The sequence below is a fragment of the Alkalimonas collagenimarina genome (genome assembly GCF_030717845.1).
GTDB classification, from domain to species: Bacteria; Pseudomonadota; Gammaproteobacteria; order Enterobacterales; family Alteromonadaceae; genus Alkalimonas; species Alkalimonas collagenimarina.
Window position 1 is genome coordinate 83,855 of record NZ_JAUZVZ010000004.1, and the last position, 17,702, is coordinate 101,556.

The following is a 17,702-nucleotide window of genomic DNA, read 5'->3' on the forward strand; positions in this document are numbered from 1 at the left end:
CCGGTTTGACTGTATTTGAACCCATAGCTGGAACTGGGTATAGTGCAAATGGCACTTTTAATCCAATGGAACTATTCAATGAAAATAAAAATGGCAAAAAACCTACTTCTCACCTCAGCGGCTGTTGCTTTCTCTTTTGCAGCACAGGCCAACATAGTGGCACCGGCACCTTTAGTGTCTATTCCTACGCATGATGCTTTTTTTGATCATTTGCGTGAGCATTGCGGCAAAGCCTATGAAGGTAAAGTGACGGTCAATAATCCTGCAGCATCTGGCTTTGAAGGTCGTTTAGTGATGCATGTTCGGGGATGTGAAGATAACCAACTGCAAATTCCATTTCATGTTGGTAATAATCACTCTCGCACGTGGATCCTGACAAAAACCGGATCGGGCATCAGCCTAAAGCATGATCATCGCTTAGAAGATGGCAGCAATGACCCCATGACCATGTATGGCGGCCATACAGTGGATGCAGGTTTCGATCGGGTTCAGTCATTTCCTGTTGATCAATACTCCATTGAAGAGTTTGTGAAAGACGGTATTCCAGCATCCAATACCAATATCTGGCAAATGTACATTTATCCAGAACAATTTACCTATCGCCTGATCCGTGAAGGCCGCGAGTTCCGGGTAGATTTCGACCTGACCAAACCGGTTGCTTTGCCTCCAGTGCCATGGGGCTATAGTGATTAAGGTTTGTTGAAACAAGCACTCATAGCAACAACACTATAAAAATCTAGCTTTTCAGCCGTCAGTCTTCTGATTCTATACTTACGTATAAGCAACTGGCGGCTTTATTCACTTCAGGTTAGTATAACCATGCAGTACCCATAACTATAAATGCATTTATCGGAGTTACTTTTATGAAACCACACCATTGGTTTTCAGGAACCCTGGTAGCTACTTGCTGCCTTGCACTAACTGGCTGCGGCCAACCAAGCACTGAATCCACACCAGCATCTGCCAACACAACTGAGTTTGAACTGATCGATACCGAGTTCAACCCTCGTTTGGCCGAGTACATCAAAACACTTTCATCGGATGAGTTTCAAGGTCGCGCGCCTGCAACGGCAGGTGAAACCAAAACGGTCGCTTACCTGGAAGAACACTTCAACCGTATTGGCTTAAAGCCTATAGATGGCGATAGCTACAAACAACCGGTGTCACTGGTACAAATCGACCCGGTACAAGTATCTGCAATGACGATACAAGGTGCTTTAGACACCAGCTTTGCCTATCGTGATGAGATGATGGCCTGGACGACCCGCGTCGTCGATGGTGTCGAATTAGCGGATAGCGACATGGTATTTGTTGGCTACGGTATCGTGGCGCCAGAATACAATTGGAACGACTACGAAGGCTTGGATGTTGAAGGCAAAACCGTGGTGATGTTTGTTAACGATCCAGGGTACGCCACCCAAAATCCAGAGCTATTTAATGGCAATGCCATGACCTACTATGGCCGCTGGACTTATAAATTTGAAGAAGCAGCCCGACAGGGTGCTGCCGCTGCCTTGATTATTCATGAAACCGAACCAGCCAGTTATGGCTGGGGCGTGGTCGCTCATGGCTCGCCCGTCAAGTTCGACCTGATCAATGAAAATAAGAACATGGATCGAACGAAGATTGAAGGCTGGATCACTGCTGAAACCGCTGGTCGTATCTTTAGTGCCAATGACACCGATATTGAAGCGCTACGTGCTCAAGCCCTATCTGGTGCCTTCAAGCCAGTACCTTTGAATATGACTGCTTCGGTCAGTGTAAAAAACAACCTGCGCGAATTAACCTCGAGCAATGTAGTCGGTTATATAGAAGGCAGTAAATATCCCGATGAATACGTCTTGTACATGGCGCATTGGGACCACTTAGGGATGGACTTTTCCAACCCTCAAAATCAGGTGTTCAATGGTGCACAAGACAATGCGAGTGGCACCGGTGCTGTGATTGCCTTGGCAGAGTACTTCCAACAGCAAGAACAACCCGAACGTTCCATTGTATTTGTGCTGGTCACTGCTGAAGAACGCGGCTTGCTCGGTTCAGCCTGGTACGCGGCCAATCCGGTGTTCCCACTGGAAAAAACCGCTGCTGCCATCAATATGGACGTGATGAATGTCTATGGCCCGATGAAAGATATGGTGATTGTTGGCCTTGGCAACACCGATCTGGAAGAAATTCTGGTGCATTACACCGAGCAACAAGGGCGCTATGCGGTGCAGGAACCAAATCCTGAAGCCGGTATAGCTTATCGTTCTGATCACTTCAGCCTGTCAAAACAAGGTGTGCCTATCCTGTACGCTAAAGGCGGTAATGACCATTATGAAAAAGGCGCCGAATGGGGTGCTGCCCAACGCGCTGAGTACAACCGTTGCTGCTACCACAAGGTAGAAGATGAATGGAGTGACGACTTCGACCTGCGTGGTGCGCAGCAAGATATGTTCCTGTATTACCGGGTTGGTTCTCACCTGGCCAACAGCCGTATCTGGCCCAACTGGTACCCAGGCAACGAGTTCCGTGCCATTCGGGATGCCAGTGCTGAAGCACGCCAATAAGACTGAACAACCAAGGGCAATGTTTCATTGCCCTTTTTTATGCAAGGAACAGCCAATGACAACCTACTACTCACTGGGCTTACTCTGTGTACTCGCACTGACCGCCTGCCAACCAACAGAACAGGCTAAACCTGTACCAGCTGCCGATGATACCGGCGCTGAGACAGAGCTGGCTGAAAGCAGTTTCAACCCCAATTTTCGTGATTACTTCCGCACACTGGCGTCAGACGAGTTTATGGGCCGGGCCCCTGCCACCAAAGGTGAAGAAATAACGGTAGCTTATATAGAGCAACAATTTGAACGTTTTGGTTTACGGCCTGCCAATCAGGGCAGCTACCGTCAGCCAGTGCCAGTCATGCAAATTGATCCGGTACAAGTTTCATCATTAAGCTTCAGTGGTGATCAAGCCCCGCCAGACTATATCTACCGACAAGATATGATGGCATGGAGCAGCCAGATGCTCACTGAAATTGCAGTCGATAGTAGTGATGTGGTTTTTGTCGGCTACGGTATTGTCGCGCCAGAGTACAATTGGAACGATTACGAAGGTTTGGATGTTGAAGGAAAAACCGTCGTCATGTTTGTCAATGACCCTGGTTATGCGACTCAAGATCCTGAACTTTTTAATGGCAATGCCATGACCTATTATGGTCGTTGGACCTACAAATACGAGGAAGCGGCCCGCCAAGGTGCTGCCATGGCGCTTATTGTGCATGAAACAGCGCCTGCGAGTTATGGCTGGCATGTGGTTGCAGGAACCAGCCCTATCCGCTTTGAGCTGGCCAATGACAATAAAAACATGGACCGAGCTCAAGTGGAAGGTTGGCTTTCTCAGCAAGGCGCTGAACGTTTGTTTGCATCAGCAGGCTATGACTTAGAAAGCTTACGGCAAGACGCCTTATCGGGTAGCTTTCAGGCTATTCCTTTGAATGTACAGGCATCGATCACCATCAAGAATAACTTGAGATCGTTACAGTCGGATAATGTCATCGGCTACATTGAAGGAACCACCTACCCTGATGAAACGGTTATCTATATGGCTCACTGGGATCACTTTGGCATGGATTTCAGCTTACCGGATAACCAAGTCTTTAATGGTGCTCAAGACAATGCTGGTGGTGTTGCTGCTCTGTTAGCAATCGCCGAGCGTATGGCAGCCGAGCCAGCTCCAGAGCGCTCAGTGGTCTTTATGTCATGGGCAGTTGAAGAACGTGGCTTGCTCGGCTCGGCATGGTATGCAGCGAATCCTCTGTTTCCACTTGAAACCACTGTAGCCGGTGTCAATATGGATGTAATCAATGTGCATGGGCCGATGAAAGATGTCATGGTAGTTGGTTACAACAGTTCAGAGCTGGAAACCATGCTAGAACACTACAGTAAGCAACAAAACCGGTATATTGTCGCTGAACCAACCCCAGAAGATGGATTTTACTATCGTTCCGATCATTTTAGTCTAGCGAAAGTTGGTGTACCGATGCTGTATGCTCGCGGTGGTATTGATCATGTTGAGCATGGTAAAGCATGGGGGTTGGAGCAACGCCACATCTACAACAGCCAGCATTATCATAAAGTCACCGATGAGTTTCATGAGGATTGGGACTTACGTGGTGCTGCTCAGGATATGCATTTGTTCTATCATATCGGTAAAGAGTTAGCGATCAGTCGTCAGTGGCCTAACTGGTATCAGGGCAATGAGTTCCGAGCCATTAGGGATGCCAGTGCTGAAGCACGAAAGTAAGAGATACAAAAAAAGCACCCGAGGGTGCTTTTTTTTAAAGAACTAAGCTACTTACGCAGCCAGACCTTCTTTCGCTTTGTTGACTAAAGCTGAGAATGCAGCCTTGTCGTACACAGCGATGTCCGCCAGAATCTTACGATCGATTTCAACAGATGCCTTTTTCAGGCCTGCAATGAATCGGCTGTAAGACAGACCGTTCTGACGAGATGCCGCGTTGATACGGGCGATCCACAGTTGACGGAATTGACGCTTACGTACACGACGGTCACGGTAGGCATATTGGCCTGCCTTAATTACCGCCTGAAACGCAACACGATAAACACGACTGCGGGCACCGTAGTAACCTTTAGCCTGGTTTAACACCTTCTTATGACGCGCGCGCGCCGTTACACCACGTTTTACTCTTGGCATGTCAAGCTCCTATTAATTATGCGTACGGCATGCAACGGTCAAGACCGGCAATGTCTACTTTAGCGACTAAGGTTTTTGGACCTAACTGACGCTTACGCTTGGAGCTTTTCTTCGTCAAGATATGGCGAAGGTGTGATTGCTTGCGTTTAAAGCTACCAGAAGCGGTTTTTTTAAAACGCTTCGCAGCACCTTTATTGGTTTTCATCTTTGGCATAGTATTTAAACTCGCATTGTAGTTAACAACGAATAATAAGGCGTCAGCCACTGACCGAAATCAGCGGCATGCGCTTGTAAGGCCTTATTACTTCTTAATTGGGGCCAGCATCATAGTCATTTGGCGACCCTCTACCCGACTGGGGAAAGATTCGCACACGGCAAGATCTTCTAAATCGGCTTTAATCCGGTTCAGCATTTCTATACCAATTTCCTGATGCGCCATTTCACGACCACGATAACGTAGTGTAACTTTGGCTTTGTCACCCTCTTCAATAAAGCGACGCAGGTTGCGTAGTTTGACCTGGTAATCGCCTTCATCAGTTCCAGGCCGGAATTTTACTTCCTTGATCTGGATCTGCTTTTGCTTCTTCTTCTGCTCTTTCAGAGCCTTACTTTTTTCAAACAGGAACTTACCATAGTCCATCAGTTTGCAAACCGGCGGTTCGGCGTTAGGGCTTACTTCGACTAAATCGACACCGGCCTCTTCTGCCATGGCGATTGCTTCTGCCGTTGGTACCACACCTATTGGTTCGCCTTCTTCTCCAACCAAACGTACTTCACGTACGTTGATTTCTTCGTTCAGACGGTTCGCACGACTTGCTACCTGATTCTTTTTTCCAACTTTAATGGTTCGTTCCTCCAAGAAATGAATAATTAAGACTTAGCAGCTACTTCGGCCAGCAGCTTTTCAATAAAGCCATCAACCGACATCTTGCCTAAATCTTCCCCTTTACGGGTTCGTACCGCTACATCGCCAGCATCTTTCTCTTTATCACCGACAACAATCAAGTACGGGATCCGCTTTAAGGTATGCTCGCGGATTTTAAAGCCTATTTTCTCATTTCTCAAGTCACTTATCACTCTAATGCCATGAGATTTGAAAGTTTTTACTAATTTTTTCACATATTCGGCCTGATGATCGGTAATATTCATCACTACAACCTGTGTTGGTGCCAACCAAGCAGGGAATAAACCGGCATATTCTTCGATTAAAATACCGATGAATCGCTCTAGTGAACCCAGAATTGCCCGGTGGATCATCACTGGCGGCTTGCGCTCACCATCTTCATCAACAAATTGCGCCCCTAAACGGGCAGGCATAGAAAAATCGAGCTGTATAGTACCACACTGCCAGGCTCTTCCGATAGAATCGTACAAAGTAAATTCAATCTTCGGCCCGTAGAAGGCGCCCTCGCCCGGTTGATACTGAAATTCCAGATCATTGCGTTGCAGGGCTTCGGCTAATGCTTGCTCCGATTTATCCCAACTTTCGTCGCTACCAATGCGCTTTTCTGGCCGGGTCGATAGTTTAATATCGATGCTGTCGCTAAAGCCAAAATCATTGTAGACATCGTACACCATCTTAATGCAGCTGGTGACTTCATCCAGAATTTGCTCTTCGGTACAAAAAACGTGGGCATCATCTTGCGTGAACGAACGCACACGCATTAAGCCATGCAGAGCACCGGATGGCTCATTACGGTGCACTATACCAAACTCAGCCATACGGTATGGCAGGTCGCGGTAGCTTTTTAAACCCTGATTAAAGATCTGTACATGGCCAGGGCAATTCATTGGCTTCACGGCGTAAGTGCGTTTTTCCGATTCAGTGGCGAAAATATTGTCGTGGTATTTATCCCAATGGCCAGATTTCTCCCACATCGATACATCCATGATCATAGGAGCACGTACTTCTTCGTAGTCGTACTCGACCAATTTTTCACGCATGTAGCTTTCAATGGCCTTGTATATTTTCCAGCCATCATCATGCCAAAACACCATGCCTGGTGCTTCTTCTTGCCAATGAAACAGGTTCAGAGCTTTACCGATTTTACGGTGATCACGTTTTTCGGCTTCTTCTAACTGCGTCAAATAAGCTGCCAGTTGTTTTTTATCAGCCCAGGCGGTGCCATAAACACGCTGCAACATCTTGTTGTTCGAATCGCCACGCCAATAGGCACCAGCTACTTTCATGATTTTAAAGTGCTGACAAAACTTCATGTTCGGTACGTGTGGGCCGCGGCACATGTCGACGTATTCTTCGTGATGATACAAGCCGGGCTGATCGTCTTTGCTGACGTTATCCTGCAAAATCTCCAGCTTGTAATTTTCGCCACGGGCTTTAAAAGTCTCGACAGCTTCGTGCCAGCTGACTTTTTTCTTGATGACATCGTATTCGGTTTTAGCCAGCGCCTTCATCCGCTCTTCGAGCTTAATCAGATCATCCTGACTCAGCGAGTGCGGCATATCGATATCGTAATAGAAGCCTTTATCAATCACAGGCCCGATAGCCATTTTCACATCTGGCCATAATTGCTTGATCGCATGCCCCAATAAATGAGCACAAGAGTGACGAATGATCTCGATACCTTCATCGTTCTTGGCGGTGATAATTTGTAACTCAGCATCGGTTTCGATAATGTCGCTGGCATCCACCAGTTGGCCATTGACTTTACCGGCAATGGTGGCTTTCGCCAGACCAGGACCAATATCGTTGGCAACATCCATAACGGTAACACTATGATCGAAGACGCGCTGACTGCCGTCAGGCAAAGTAATAACAGGCATGACTTGTCCTTTTCCAGTGGTGGCCCATACCAAGGGTCACATATGAATACAATAATGAAGCTGGGCCGGTATGCCTTGCAGACCAGTTGATGACCCCTACTAAGAGCCATTTGGTACACAACGCGGAATACCCGCTAAATTCAGCTTTGCTATCATACCATTGCCCCAGAATGGGTGAAAGCTTTTCAGTACAGCAGGCATTTTTTGATATTTCAGCCATACTCAATTTAATCACCAGATCCTGAGGAAAAAACTCATGTGGCAAGCCATTGCAGAGCATATCAGTGGTGAACTGGATATCGACTTTAGCATTGAACAAAAACAGCAACTTAGTGGTGGTGATATCAATCTGGCCTACCATATTTCCGATCAAAAAAAGCACTTTTTTGTTAAGTTGAACGAAAAAGAGCAGTTGGAGCAGTTCATCTCTGAGGCCATGAGCCTGCAAAGCATCCGGCAACGACACGTTATCCGGGTGCCTGAGGTGATCAGTTATGGCCAAACACTGGATAAGTCTTTTCTGGTGCTTGAGTATCTATCGTTAACCGATGAAAGCGATAGCGGCTGGAACGACTTAGGCGAGCGCATGGCCAGGCTGCATCAGGACAGTGGACAAGCTATGTATGGCTTCGATTGGGATACCTGTCTTGGCAAAACCAGTCAGCCGAATAAATGGCAAAGCAACTGGAGCAGTTTTTTTTCTGAACAACGGTTCGGCTGGTTGCTGCAACTGCTGTTAGAGCAAGGCTTTGGCTTTGGTAAAATTGATCATCTGGTGGAACAGTGCAGACAACGACTCAATCATTATCAGCCTGAACCAAGCTTGCTGCATGGCGACTGTTGGCGAGGAAACATTGGCTTCACCGAGGAAAGCGCGGTGATCTTTGACCCTGCCAGTTATTATGGTGATCGAGAAGTCGATATTGCCTTTAGCAGCCTGTTTGGCCGATTCCCTGCCCGCTTTTACCGCAGTTATCAGCAACATTATCCACTCGATAACAACTACGAAGAACGCAGAAACCTATACAACCTGTATCATGTACTCAATCATGCCTACATGTTTCGTGGTAGCTATTTGCTGCAATCACAGGATATGATTAAACAGTTATTTTACTAACTGGACCAAACATGACTTCTGCTTCATCCCCTGCTTCCCCCGCTCCTGTTGCTCTGGTAACAGGCAGTGCCAAACGTCTTGGTTGTGCAGTCCTGAAACGACTGCACCAGCATGGTTATCGGGTTATTATTCACTGCAATCGCTCCAAAGAAGATGCCGAGCAACTGGCCAACGCATTAAACCAGCAGCGCGCAAAAAGCGCAGCTGTCATTTCAGGCGACTTAACCGACAACAACACCTTAGAGCGCTTAGCCGCAGAGGCTTTGCAGTGCTTTAAGCGATTGGACGTGTTAATCAACAATGCATCCAGCTTTTACCCAACCGCCATCGGCACAGCAACTTTTGATGACTGGGAACAATTAATGGGCTCCAATGCCAAAGCTCCCTTTTTTCTTAGCCAGGCACTTGCACCGGCTCTGGCAGAACAGAATGGTTGCATTATCAATATGGTAGATATCCATGCCGAGCGACCGCTACAAGAACATGCTATTTATTGCATGGCAAAATCTGCTCTATTGATGCTAACAAAGTCGCTGGCACGTGAATTAGCACCTACAATAAGAGTGAATGGGATAGCCCCGGGTGCCATCCTCTGGCCCAGCAATGAGATTGCCGAAGCCGATAAAGCGATGATCCTGAGACAAATCCCACTGGAGCGTTTGGGTACCCCAGACGATATCGCGGATACCGCTGTTTTTTTGATTCAGTCCAATTATGTCAATGGTCAAATTATTGCAGTGGATGGCGGTCGAAGTTTGGGGGCAAGTAAAAAAGCATAGCTACAAAGCATAACTATGCCTGAGAGATCAGGCCAGGAGGCAGCATGGATCTTGTGCGCCGCACCATTGAGTGCCCATTTTGCGGGCACCACTTGCATATCAGCATCGAAATCACCGACGAAGATCAAGATTACATCGAAGATTGCAGCAATTGCTGCAATCCAATCCATTTACGAATACACAAAGACGATTTGCATCACAGCGTGCAAATCTTTGTCGATGCCGACGATGAGCAGTATTACTGATAAGCTGTATTACTAGCAGCAACTAACCTTGCCGCTGAGCTAATACACGCTCTACCGTTTGTACAATGGTCACGGTTTGCTGATCCAGTTCAATATTGAGCTGATCACCAACCGAGCGTTGACCCAGGGTGGTCACCTCAAGCGTCTCTGGGATCAGGTGCAAATCAAAACCATCATCATGCACGGCACCAACAGTTAAACTGGCGCCATCAACGGCGATAAAACCTTTCGCCAGAATATAAGGCAAGTGTATCGCAGGCAACTGCAACCGCATCCGGCAGTTGTTGTTGTTTTTTTCCAGCTCCAGCAAGGTTGCCGTGGTTTGAATATGACCAGAGACCAAGTGGCCACCAATCTCTTTCCCAAAACGAAGCGAGCGTTCAAAGTTCACCTGCTCACCTGATGAGACCAGACCGAGATTGCTGCGCTTTAAAGTTTCATCAATCACATCAAATTCGACCGTCCCCGCCGCTTGATCAAAGTCAGTCGCGGTTAAGCAAACCCCGTTAATGGCAATACTGGCACCGCGCTCCAATAACTCCAGATGCTCAGGCTGAACCTGCACCACTAAATGAATAAAATCGCCGTGTCTTTGTTTTGCCGCGATCACGGCCTTGGTTTGAACAATTCCAGTAAACATAAAACCTCTGTTGTGCTACAGTATGCGCCCGTTATCGCTGGGGCAACGCCTTGATCACTATGCTACCTTTTTCCCGCTTTGAAGCCAGAACAATTTTTAAATTATCAGGCCCAATTGTATTGGCTCAGCTGACACAAACGTTAATGTACTTTGTCGATACTGTGATGGCTGGCCGGGTCAGCGCCACCGATATGGCCGCTATCGCTGTAGCCTCTGGCTTATGGTTGCCAATCATGCTGACGTTGCAGGGGCTATTGCTTGCGCTTACCCCTATTATTGCCCAATACTTTGGCAGCAAACAAACCAATCCGGTTACGCATTACGCACTGCAAGGCCTGTATCTTGGCTTGGCACTCGCCGCCAGTTTATTCATCATGATGCAATTTGCCGATGTGTTGCTACTACAGCTGAATATGGAAGAAGAGCTGCGCGAAAAAACCAGTTTGTACCTTACCTTCGTCAGCTATGGCTTATTTCCTGCCGCCGGCTACATGGTTATGCGTAACCTATTTGAAGGCATAGGCAATACCAAAGCCAGCATGTGGATCAGCTTTGTTGGTATTTTAGTCAACGTGCCGGCCAATTATATTTTTATTTACGGCAAATTAGGCATGCCTGCGTACGGTGGTGCGGGCTGCGGTATTGCCACCAGCTTAGTCTTACTTGCGATGTTTATCGCCATGTTGGTATACGGCTGGTTTAGCCGCAGCACAGCCCCCTATCGACACCTACCCAAACGTTTGCTGCCTGAGCTAAAAGCCATTTGGCAAATTATTCGTATTGGCACCCCTATCGCACTATCGATCTTTTTTGAAGTAACTTTGTTTGCCTGCATCCCGTTGATGATCGTGCATCTTGGCCCCGTGGTGGTAGCCGGCCATCAGGTGGCGCACAACTACAGCGCCATTGTTTTCATGATCCCACTATCGCTTGGCATGGCTGCGACCATCCGGGTGGGTCATCTGATCGGTGAACGTAATCTACAGGAACTACGAACCGCCATTAGTACCATACTTATTGTTGCCTTCTTGCTGGCCGCCTGTATTGCTGCTTTTACCTACCTGATGCGCTATCAGGTACCGCAGATTTACAGCAAAGACAGCGAAGTACTGGCTCTGGCCGCGGGCATTATGGCGCTGGCGGCTATTTATCAGCTATCCGATGCCATTCAGGTGGTGTCGGCCTGTGCGCTTCGTGGCATGAAAATCACTCAGCCAGTGTTATATATTACGCTGGTGGCGTACTGGCCGATCGGTTTTGGTTTGGGCTGCGTATTAGGATTAACCGATTGGTTGGTACCAGCCATGGGCGTGAAAGGATTTTGGATTGGCATCATCGTCGGTTTGACGGTAGCAGCCATCTTGCTATTCTGGCTACTGCAGTATTCACTACGGAGGTTTGAGCGTGACGGGTTACCGCTTGATAGTGCTGATCAGCATCAGTCTGGGTCTGCTGGCATGTAGCCCAGCCAATGAACGTCAACTCAAAGACTATAGCGACCGTCTGCAACGTGTTGCTGATATCGAAGTTGCACGCCCGCAACCTCTCCCGGTCGCAGCCTTACCCTCCGCCAGAAACTTACTGCACCCCATGCCCGACATTCGGCTCGATATGCTGGATGCCTGGGCGACTCGCCATTGTGGCCTCGATGCGCTCATCGCAGAGCGAAACTCCAGCTTAGGTCGAGTACAAAGCCAAAGCTTACGGCTGCATTATGAGCTGCGCCTGCTCAATCAATTGGATCAGTGCGTTGATCATGCAGAGATCAGCTCAGAGTTACAACAACAACTAAGTCGTATTCAACAGCAAAAAACAGCCAGTATTGAAGCGGCTTGGTACAATATGCTGCATGGGGAGCAAACACTGCGTGAGCAGTTGCATGGCAAAAGCCAGTTATTGCCCCTTGCTGCCACCGAGTCACTCTATGAAACGCAGGCAGCTCTGCAGCAATTAAACCAGTTGCGAACCGCTATTTTTAACCAACAATGGCAAGAAGCTAGTGCGATTGATAGTGAGGCAGCCCTTGCTGTGTTGCATCGTTACGATACTCTGGCGGTTTTGCAATACAGCCTGCGTTATTCGGCCGGTTGGATGAATGGCATCAACACGCCTTTACTGGCGATAGCGCCAGCACAGTTTTGCCCTGCACAACGCACATCTGAGCAACTGAGTATCTTAAGTACGGTATTTATGAAGTTTTTTGCCGAAACCCTGCAGCCGTATTTCACCCTGCACCAGCGCTATCACCAGGCGCTATGGCCTGAGTTAGCGCAACTGTATCAAGACAGCCCGATGCTGCCCGTATTGGAGCAACGCTACCAACAGAGCCAACAACAATTGCAGAGTGCTATCCTTGAACATATTGGCTGGTGGCAGCAATTGAACCAAGACTGCCCGGTAGGCTTAACGGAGCGATAACCATCGCCCCGTTCAAGTGAGCAGACACTAATCGTACTTTTGATAAGGCATGCCTTCGACCCACCAATCTGGTGCTGGTTCACCTTTAAGGTAGTGATTGAAAAACTCCAGCATCTTGATGGTGTAATCCAGTTTATTGGCATAGCGCTGTAGATGATGCGGTTCATCTTCATAATGCAGCATCACGACATCTTTGCCTAAACGGCGCAGTGCCAGATAATACTCAATGCCCTGCTCCCAGGGTACAGCGCCATCGGCATCACCAAACTGGATCAACATTGGTGTGTTGATGCGTTCAGCAAAAAATACCGGTGAATTCTTCAGGTACGGCTTCAAATCTTCATACATCGATACGCCCAAGCGACTCTGGCCGGTTTCGTACTGAAACAAACGGGCTAAGCCCGTTTGCCAACGAATGCCGCTGTAGGCACTGGTCATATTAGACACTGGCGCACCTGCTACTGCAGCCGCAAAACGATCAGTTTCGGTCACAACAAATGCTGTTTGGTAGCCTGACCAGCTGTGGCCATGCAAGCCAATCGCACCTGGATCGGCAATACCCAGCTCAATTAAACGATCAATGCCCGGTAGCAACGACTCAGTCGCGCTTGGCCCGGGCGCACCTTCGCGAAAGCGCACATCGGGCAGAAACACCACATAGTCCTGCCCCAGATAAAACGGGAAATTGGGCCGGTGATTGACTTTCATCTGATTAAAATGATGCAAACGCTGCGAGAACTGCTCGTAGTAATACACCAATACCGGATACGGCTTGCTGGCATCATAGCCATCTGGCGTGATCACCACGCCCTGTAAACGCTCGCCGTCCCCGGTATACCAATCAATCAGATGGCTATCGCCCCAGATAAAGTCAGCTTGTTGTGGATTGACATCGGTCAGTTGCCGGCGCTCGGTAAAGTCGGCATTGGCCCACCAGATATCAGGAAACTGCCGGAAGCTTTGCTCGGTATACAAATAACCACCCAGCTCAGGCAAGGCTTCAACCATATCAAACCGTTTGGTATCAGCAACCAATGGCTGTACACCCGGCTCCTTCAAACTCAGCTGATAAAAACCGTAGCTTTTATCCTCTTCATTAAAAGCACTTAGCAATAACCCGGTACCGGGTTCAATCGCAAGCGCTTTTGGATCCGTGCGCTCCAGCCGATAACGTTGCTGCTCATCCCGTCCAGCTTGCGTCAGGTTGCGGCTGCTGCCATCCAGTTGCAGTTGCCAGATATCAAACCGATCGTACACCAAGACCGCTGACTCATCAGCCAACCAGTCCGCCACACCATAGCTCGCCGCAGGTTCTGGCCGGTCATGCGTTTCATCCAGCCACGACACATTAGCATCGGCACCTATCACACGGTGCGAGCCGTTTTCACTATCAAACAGCTGCCATTGGCCACCTTGCTGATACACGGCATAACGGCCACTTGGTGATAAATGCGCTCGTTCAACGCTACGATTACGCGCAAACACCTGCTGACGTTCACCGGTTCGCAAGTTGACATGCCAGACATCGTGAAAACGACCATCCCACGTCATATCCTGCAAGTACGGCCGGCCATTGCTGATTAACACCGCCTCGCTATGCTCACTGAAATACAAGCGATCTTCAATATCATCACTCAACGCAACCAGCTGCTCATTCTCCAGCCAGAGTACTGCAGGGGCGGTTCGTTTTTGCGCTTGCTGATACTCGGCTTTTTGCTGTGGGTTAATACGTTCATCCTGCCCATGCCAAACCTGTAAACGCCTGTCTGCTAACAAACGCTCGGTTGCAAACAAGTCGGCTTCGGTTTCCGGTGCTGCCAGCGGCTCTTCTGTCTTGTGAGGCTCAGGCCGAAAACCAAGAAAAACCCGAAGCCCATCATCGCTCCAGCGTGGTGTCTGCTGATGGCTCAGGATCCAACCATCCATGGCTAACTCTAACGGCTCCGCCTTGTTCAGCTCCGCTGGCCAGTGCCATAATTGCTGCGCTATGTTAGTAGTCGCGTTATTGCCATTTTCTTTGTCAGCACGCTTGCCATTCAAAAAGACCAGTTGCTTACCATCCGAGCTAAAGCGCAAGTGTTGAAACACCGACTCTGATGGAGGCGTCAGTTCAAACTGTCGCTCAAAAGCAGCATCCCATAGCTGCACCTGTTGCAAGCGTAAGCTATCGTCATCGGTATCGCTGACCTCCTCCACAAACGCCACTAAGCTGCCTTCGTCAGCCACCGAAAACTCGGTCACCTGCCCCAGCTCAAACTGCCTGCCGCTTGCCAGTTCAACCGCCTGCAACAACTGAGTGGTATCTTTGCTATCGGCTTTACGCTGCAACAACACCGCAAAACGGCCATCTCCGGTAAAGGCAAAACGCTCGATGTTGCTATACAGTGTTTGCTCGCCGTTCTCTGTATTCAGCAGCACCGCGTCATGAGGCAGTGCATCACGTGCTTCTTTATCGCTAGCCTGCTCACGCTGCAGTAAAGAAGCCCGCTGACGAAACAGCGCAAAACTGCCATCTTTATTTAATTGTCCACGATCGGCATAGGCGACAGAAAATTGCTGCCCGGTCATTAAATGCACCACATAACCGCTGCTATCACCATAATCCGGTTCCGCGGTGTACACCATCACCCGCTGATTTTGGCTAATACTGCGCTCTTTGATTTCACGAAACTGCATCACGTCACTCAGTGTCAGTGGCCGCAACGCATCGATGGCCGTGCTGCTGGATGGAATAACGACAGCCGTTGGGGCCGGAGTCTCAGCAGTTGGCAACTGACTGCAGGCAAAAGTGCCCATCGCGACTACCAGACAAAGCGCTAAACCACGGGATTGTCGAAGGTGTTTATTATTCTTTATTAGCCAGGTTTTCATCGGTCTCTTCTTCTTTTGTAAGACAGTGCTACTTCTTACTTAAACCTTACCATAATCAAATTTGCCAGAGCAGCAAAACCCCACCAAGCTGCAAAAGCATGGGATAAATGGCAGCCTGAGCAAGCTATGTGTTCTCACCTTTACCACTGCGGGTAAAAATACAGCAAACAAGCTACTTCACTAAAAAAACACTTGCCAATGCCAGCCGTGAACACTAAGATAGCGGCCGTTGTCACAGACAACGTTCTGCGTCCTTAGCTCAGTTGGTTAGAGCACCACCTTGACATGGTGGGGGTCAGTGATTCGAATTCACTAGGACGCACCAAATTCTTATATGAAAACAGCACCTTATCGGTGCTGTTTTTGTTTCTGTTTTATCTCAGCCATGCGCTTTTAATAACTCACACAATGGCTGATTAATGTAGTAATTGCCGCGACCAATTTTCTGCTTCTGCAAAAATCCGTGCTCAACCAGTAATTCTAAGTATTTAGTCGCCGTAATACGGCTTACCCCTAACTCGTCTACCAGAAACTCGATTTTGGTATAGGGGTGATAAAACAGGTTATTGAGCAACTCCTGCCGGTAGATTTTCGGCAGCTGCTCACGCAGGCGGTGTTTTACATCTTGCATCAGCACTTTCATGTCGGTGATCAGGGTAATGGTATCTTGGGCAGTGGTTACAATGCCATCCAGCATATACAGCAGCCAGGGCTCCCAGTTACCGGTTTCGCGCACCTGCTGCAGCTGCGTGTAGTAATCTGCCTTGTGCATAATAATAAAGCGGCTTAAGTACAACACCGGCAGGTTAAGTAGCCCTTTAGCCACCAGATAAAGGATATTAATAATGCGCCCGGTACGGCCATTGCCATCGTAAAAGGGATGAATACTTTCAAACTGGTGGTGAATAATCGCCATTTTAACCAGCGGATCGGCATCGCACAGGCTGTCGTCATTGATGTATTGCACCAAATTTGCCATCAACTGGCTAATTTCAGCTGCATGTTGTGGCGGCGTATACACTACCTCACCGGTACGGGCGTTTTTAAGTGCAGTACCTGGTAAGCGACGTAAACCAGCCTGATTCTGCTCGAGCTGTTGCTGCACGGCTAAAATATCATCCAGCCGGATTAAACCGGTACGCCTGACAATAGCAAAGGCTTTTTTTAGCGCAAAAGCATAATCCTGCACTTCTTTGGTAGCCGGATTGGTTAGCGCTTCTTCAAACACATTGGCTTTGTACAGTTCATCATGCGTGGTGACGATATTCTCCACTTCTGAACTGTCTTTCGCTTCTTGCAGTGCAAGGGTGTTAATTAAAATGGCTTCATTGGGGATGCTGGCAGCAACGCCTTTTAATTCAGCCAGATAACGATGCGCTTCAGCCGCTTTTTTTAGCACACTGCGGGTTTCCCAGCGGGAAATATCGGCCAGTGGCAGCATGGGTAAGCTGTTATGCATAAAAAGTGGCCTTTTTTAGTAAGATGGCAAGCCATATACATAGAAAATCATAAATATTATACATGACAAGTTCTATTTGTATAAAAAATAAAAAAATTATATATAACTTAGCTTTGAAGTGAGCCTTATGAACGCTCAGCACTTTGCGCAAGCTGCAAAAACAGCGGATCGTATTCGCTTAAAAAGGCAAAGTTACTCTGATTGGCGCTATTGGCAGGCTGCGTCATAATCCCTCGTCGCAAGCTAATGATTTGACTTTATATATAAATAAGTTTGTACCATTAGACTGGACGATTGGCAACTTAATGCGCTAGCTGTGCATCTCAGAAACCACTGTCGTCTGGATATTCGCATGTGCCATCAACTTTGACACTGTACATCAGCAATAGCTGGGGTTTTACATGATCAGCAGAACTCATCGATTTAAACTTTCTGCCATTTTGAGTAACACATCAAGTTTCATCCCTTTGTTCGCTAGCGTACAGACAACTGACATGCAAGTAATGATCATGAGCATGAGCATGAGTAGATAAATTCGTCATAGATGACTAAAAAGATAGTCACTCTAAAACCATATTTAAATCACCTCAGTAATACAAATCGTTTTTGAGTGATTGCTTACTGCGTATAGCAAAACCGACCAAAGTTTGTAATTTCATTTGATGGTTTCCAGCGAAAAAATTGAGTCAAC

General features: G+C 48.0%; 15 protein-coding genes and 1 tRNA gene. 9 read left to right on the forward strand and 7 right to left on the reverse strand.

Annotation, left to right across the window (positions count from 1 at the left end; genetic code table 11):
• Positions 1-90: 90 nt before the first annotated feature.
• The 3 genes from Q3O60_RS03700 (at position 91) to Q3O60_RS03710 (ending at position 4,287) form a co-directional block, all read left to right on the forward strand.
• Positions 91-693, forward strand: a complete 603-nt coding sequence (locus tag Q3O60_RS03700; RefSeq protein ID WP_369812628.1) for a hypothetical protein — start codon at positions 91-93, stop codon at positions 691-693.
• Positions 694-863: 170 nt separating this feature from the next.
• The gene (locus tag Q3O60_RS03705) at positions 864-2,549 is read left to right on the forward strand and encodes a M28 family peptidase (RefSeq protein ID WP_305892561.1); all 1,686 of its coding nucleotides are present in this window, start codon (positions 864-866) and stop codon (positions 2,547-2,549) included.
• Positions 2,550-2,604: 55 nt separating this feature from the next.
• Positions 2,605-4,287, forward strand: a complete 1,683-nt coding sequence (locus Q3O60_RS03710; protein WP_305892562.1) for a M28 family metallopeptidase — start codon at positions 2,605-2,607, stop codon at positions 4,285-4,287.
• Positions 4,288-4,338: 51 nt separating this feature from the next.
• Here Q3O60_RS03710 and rplT read toward each other — a convergent pair whose 3' ends face one another.
• From rplT to thrS, 4 genes are all read right to left on the reverse strand, one after another.
• Positions 4,339-4,698: a 50S ribosomal protein L20 gene (rplT, locus tag Q3O60_RS03715; protein WP_305892563.1), complete on the reverse strand. Its 360-nt coding sequence runs from the start codon at positions 4,696-4,698 to the stop codon at positions 4,339-4,341.
• A 16-nt stretch (positions 4,699-4,714) separates the two neighbouring features.
• Positions 4,715-4,912, reverse strand: a complete 198-nt coding sequence (rpmI, locus tag Q3O60_RS03720) for a 50S ribosomal protein L35 (RefSeq protein WP_091341054.1) — start codon at positions 4,910-4,912, stop codon at positions 4,715-4,717.
• 87 nt (positions 4,913-4,999) lie between these two features.
• The gene (infC, locus tag Q3O60_RS03725) at positions 5,000-5,557 is read right to left on the reverse strand and encodes a translation initiation factor IF-3 (protein WP_305892564.1); all 558 of its coding nucleotides are present in this window, start codon (positions 5,555-5,557) and stop codon (positions 5,000-5,002) included.
• A gap of 11 nt (positions 5,558-5,568) precedes the next feature.
• Entirely contained in the window at positions 5,569-7,482 is a 1,914-nt protein-coding gene (gene thrS, locus Q3O60_RS03730) for a threonine--tRNA ligase (protein WP_305892565.1), read from the reverse strand.
• A 256-nt stretch (positions 7,483-7,738) separates the two neighbouring features.
• Here thrS and Q3O60_RS03735 point away from each other — a divergent pair, with 256 nt between their 5' ends.
• The 3 genes from Q3O60_RS03735 to Q3O60_RS03745 are packed head-to-tail and all read left to right on the forward strand — an operon-like array spanning position 7,739 to position 9,623.
• On the forward strand, positions 7,739-8,599 hold the full coding sequence (locus tag Q3O60_RS03735; protein ID WP_305892566.1) for a fructosamine kinase family protein: 861 nt from the start codon (positions 7,739-7,741) through the stop codon (positions 8,597-8,599).
• A gap of 11 nt (positions 8,600-8,610) precedes the next feature.
• Positions 8,611-9,378 (forward strand): pteridine reductase, encoded by a 768-nt coding sequence (locus Q3O60_RS03740; protein ID WP_305892567.1) that lies wholly within the window; start codon positions 8,611-8,613, stop codon positions 9,376-9,378.
• Between the two features lie 44 nt (positions 9,379-9,422).
• Positions 9,423-9,623 carry a CPXCG motif-containing cysteine-rich protein gene (locus tag Q3O60_RS03745; protein ID WP_305892568.1) on the forward strand — a complete coding sequence of 67 codons (201 nt, stop codon included), beginning with the start codon at positions 9,423-9,425 and terminating at the stop codon, positions 9,621-9,623.
• Between the two features lie 22 nt (positions 9,624-9,645).
• Here Q3O60_RS03745 and Q3O60_RS03750 read toward each other — a convergent pair whose 3' ends face one another.
• Positions 9,646-10,263 (reverse strand): riboflavin synthase subunit alpha, encoded by a 618-nt coding sequence (locus Q3O60_RS03750; RefSeq protein ID WP_305892569.1) that lies wholly within the window; start codon positions 10,261-10,263, stop codon positions 9,646-9,648.
• A 59-nt stretch (positions 10,264-10,322) separates the two neighbouring features.
• Here Q3O60_RS03750 and Q3O60_RS03755 point away from each other — a divergent pair, with 59 nt between their 5' ends.
• Entirely contained in the window at positions 10,323-11,726 is a 1,404-nt protein-coding gene (locus tag Q3O60_RS03755; protein ID WP_305892648.1) for an MATE family efflux transporter, read from the forward strand.
• The gene (locus Q3O60_RS03760; RefSeq protein ID WP_305892570.1) at positions 11,668-12,681 is read left to right on the forward strand and encodes a DUF3080 family protein; all 1,014 of its coding nucleotides are present in this window, start codon (positions 11,668-11,670) and stop codon (positions 12,679-12,681) included. Before Q3O60_RS03755 ends, Q3O60_RS03760 begins: the two co-directional genes overlap by 59 nt.
• Positions 12,682-12,708: 27 nt before the next feature.
• Here Q3O60_RS03760 and Q3O60_RS03765 read toward each other — a convergent pair whose 3' ends face one another.
• Positions 12,709-15,552, reverse strand: a complete 2,844-nt coding sequence (locus Q3O60_RS03765) for a S9 family peptidase (RefSeq protein WP_305892571.1) — start codon at positions 15,550-15,552, stop codon at positions 12,709-12,711.
• A 248-nt stretch (positions 15,553-15,800) separates the two neighbouring features.
• Between Q3O60_RS03765 and Q3O60_RS03770 the strand changes: the two genes are divergently transcribed.
• A tRNA-Val gene (locus Q3O60_RS03770) sits at positions 15,801-15,877 on the forward strand.
• A 54-nt stretch (positions 15,878-15,931) separates the two neighbouring features.
• Here Q3O60_RS03770 and Q3O60_RS03775 read toward each other — a convergent pair.
• On the reverse strand, positions 15,932-17,011 hold the full coding sequence (locus tag Q3O60_RS03775) for a Fic family protein (RefSeq protein ID WP_305892572.1): 1,080 nt from the start codon (positions 17,009-17,011) through the stop codon (positions 15,932-15,934).
• Positions 17,012-17,702: the final 691 nt, after the last annotated feature.

Bases quoted from the DNA above. Each gene is read 5' to 3' on its own strand.
- Q3O60_RS03740 (WP_305892567.1), top strand. From the start codon at position 8,611: ATGACTTCTGCTTCATCCCCTGCTTCCCCCGCTCCTGTTGCTCTGGTA.
- rplT (WP_305892563.1), bottom strand. From the start codon at position 4,698: ATGCCAAGAGTAAAACGTGGTGTAACGGCGCGCGCGCGTCATAAGAAG.
- Q3O60_RS03745 (WP_305892568.1), top strand. From the start codon at position 9,423: ATGGATCTTGTGCGCCGCACCATTGAGTGCCCATTTTGCGGGCACCAC.
- Q3O60_RS03755 (WP_305892648.1), top strand. From the start codon at position 10,323: ATGCTACCTTTTTCCCGCTTTGAAGCCAGAACAATTTTTAAATTATCA.
- rpmI (WP_091341054.1), bottom strand. From the start codon at position 4,912: ATGCCAAAGATGAAAACCAATAAAGGTGCTGCGAAGCGTTTTAAAAAA.
- Q3O60_RS03710 (WP_305892562.1), top strand. From the start codon at position 2,605: ATGACAACCTACTACTCACTGGGCTTACTCTGTGTACTCGCACTGACC.
- Q3O60_RS03705 (WP_305892561.1), top strand. From the start codon at position 864: ATGAAACCACACCATTGGTTTTCAGGAACCCTGGTAGCTACTTGCTGC.
- Q3O60_RS03735 (WP_305892566.1), top strand. From the start codon at position 7,739: ATGTGGCAAGCCATTGCAGAGCATATCAGTGGTGAACTGGATATCGAC.
- Q3O60_RS03765 (WP_305892571.1), bottom strand. From the start codon at position 15,552: ATGAAAACCTGGCTAATAAAGAATAATAAACACCTTCGACAATCCCGT.
- Q3O60_RS03750 (WP_305892569.1), bottom strand. From the start codon at position 10,263: ATGTTTACTGGAATTGTTCAAACCAAGGCCGTGATCGCGGCAAAACAA.
- thrS (WP_305892565.1), bottom strand. From the start codon at position 7,482: ATGCCTGTTATTACTTTGCCTGACGGCAGTCAGCGCGTCTTCGATCAT.
- Q3O60_RS03700 (WP_369812628.1), top strand. From the start codon at position 91: ATGGCAAAAAACCTACTTCTCACCTCAGCGGCTGTTGCTTTCTCTTTT.
- Q3O60_RS03775 (WP_305892572.1), bottom strand. From the start codon at position 17,011: ATGCATAACAGCTTACCCATGCTGCCACTGGCCGATATTTCCCGCTGG.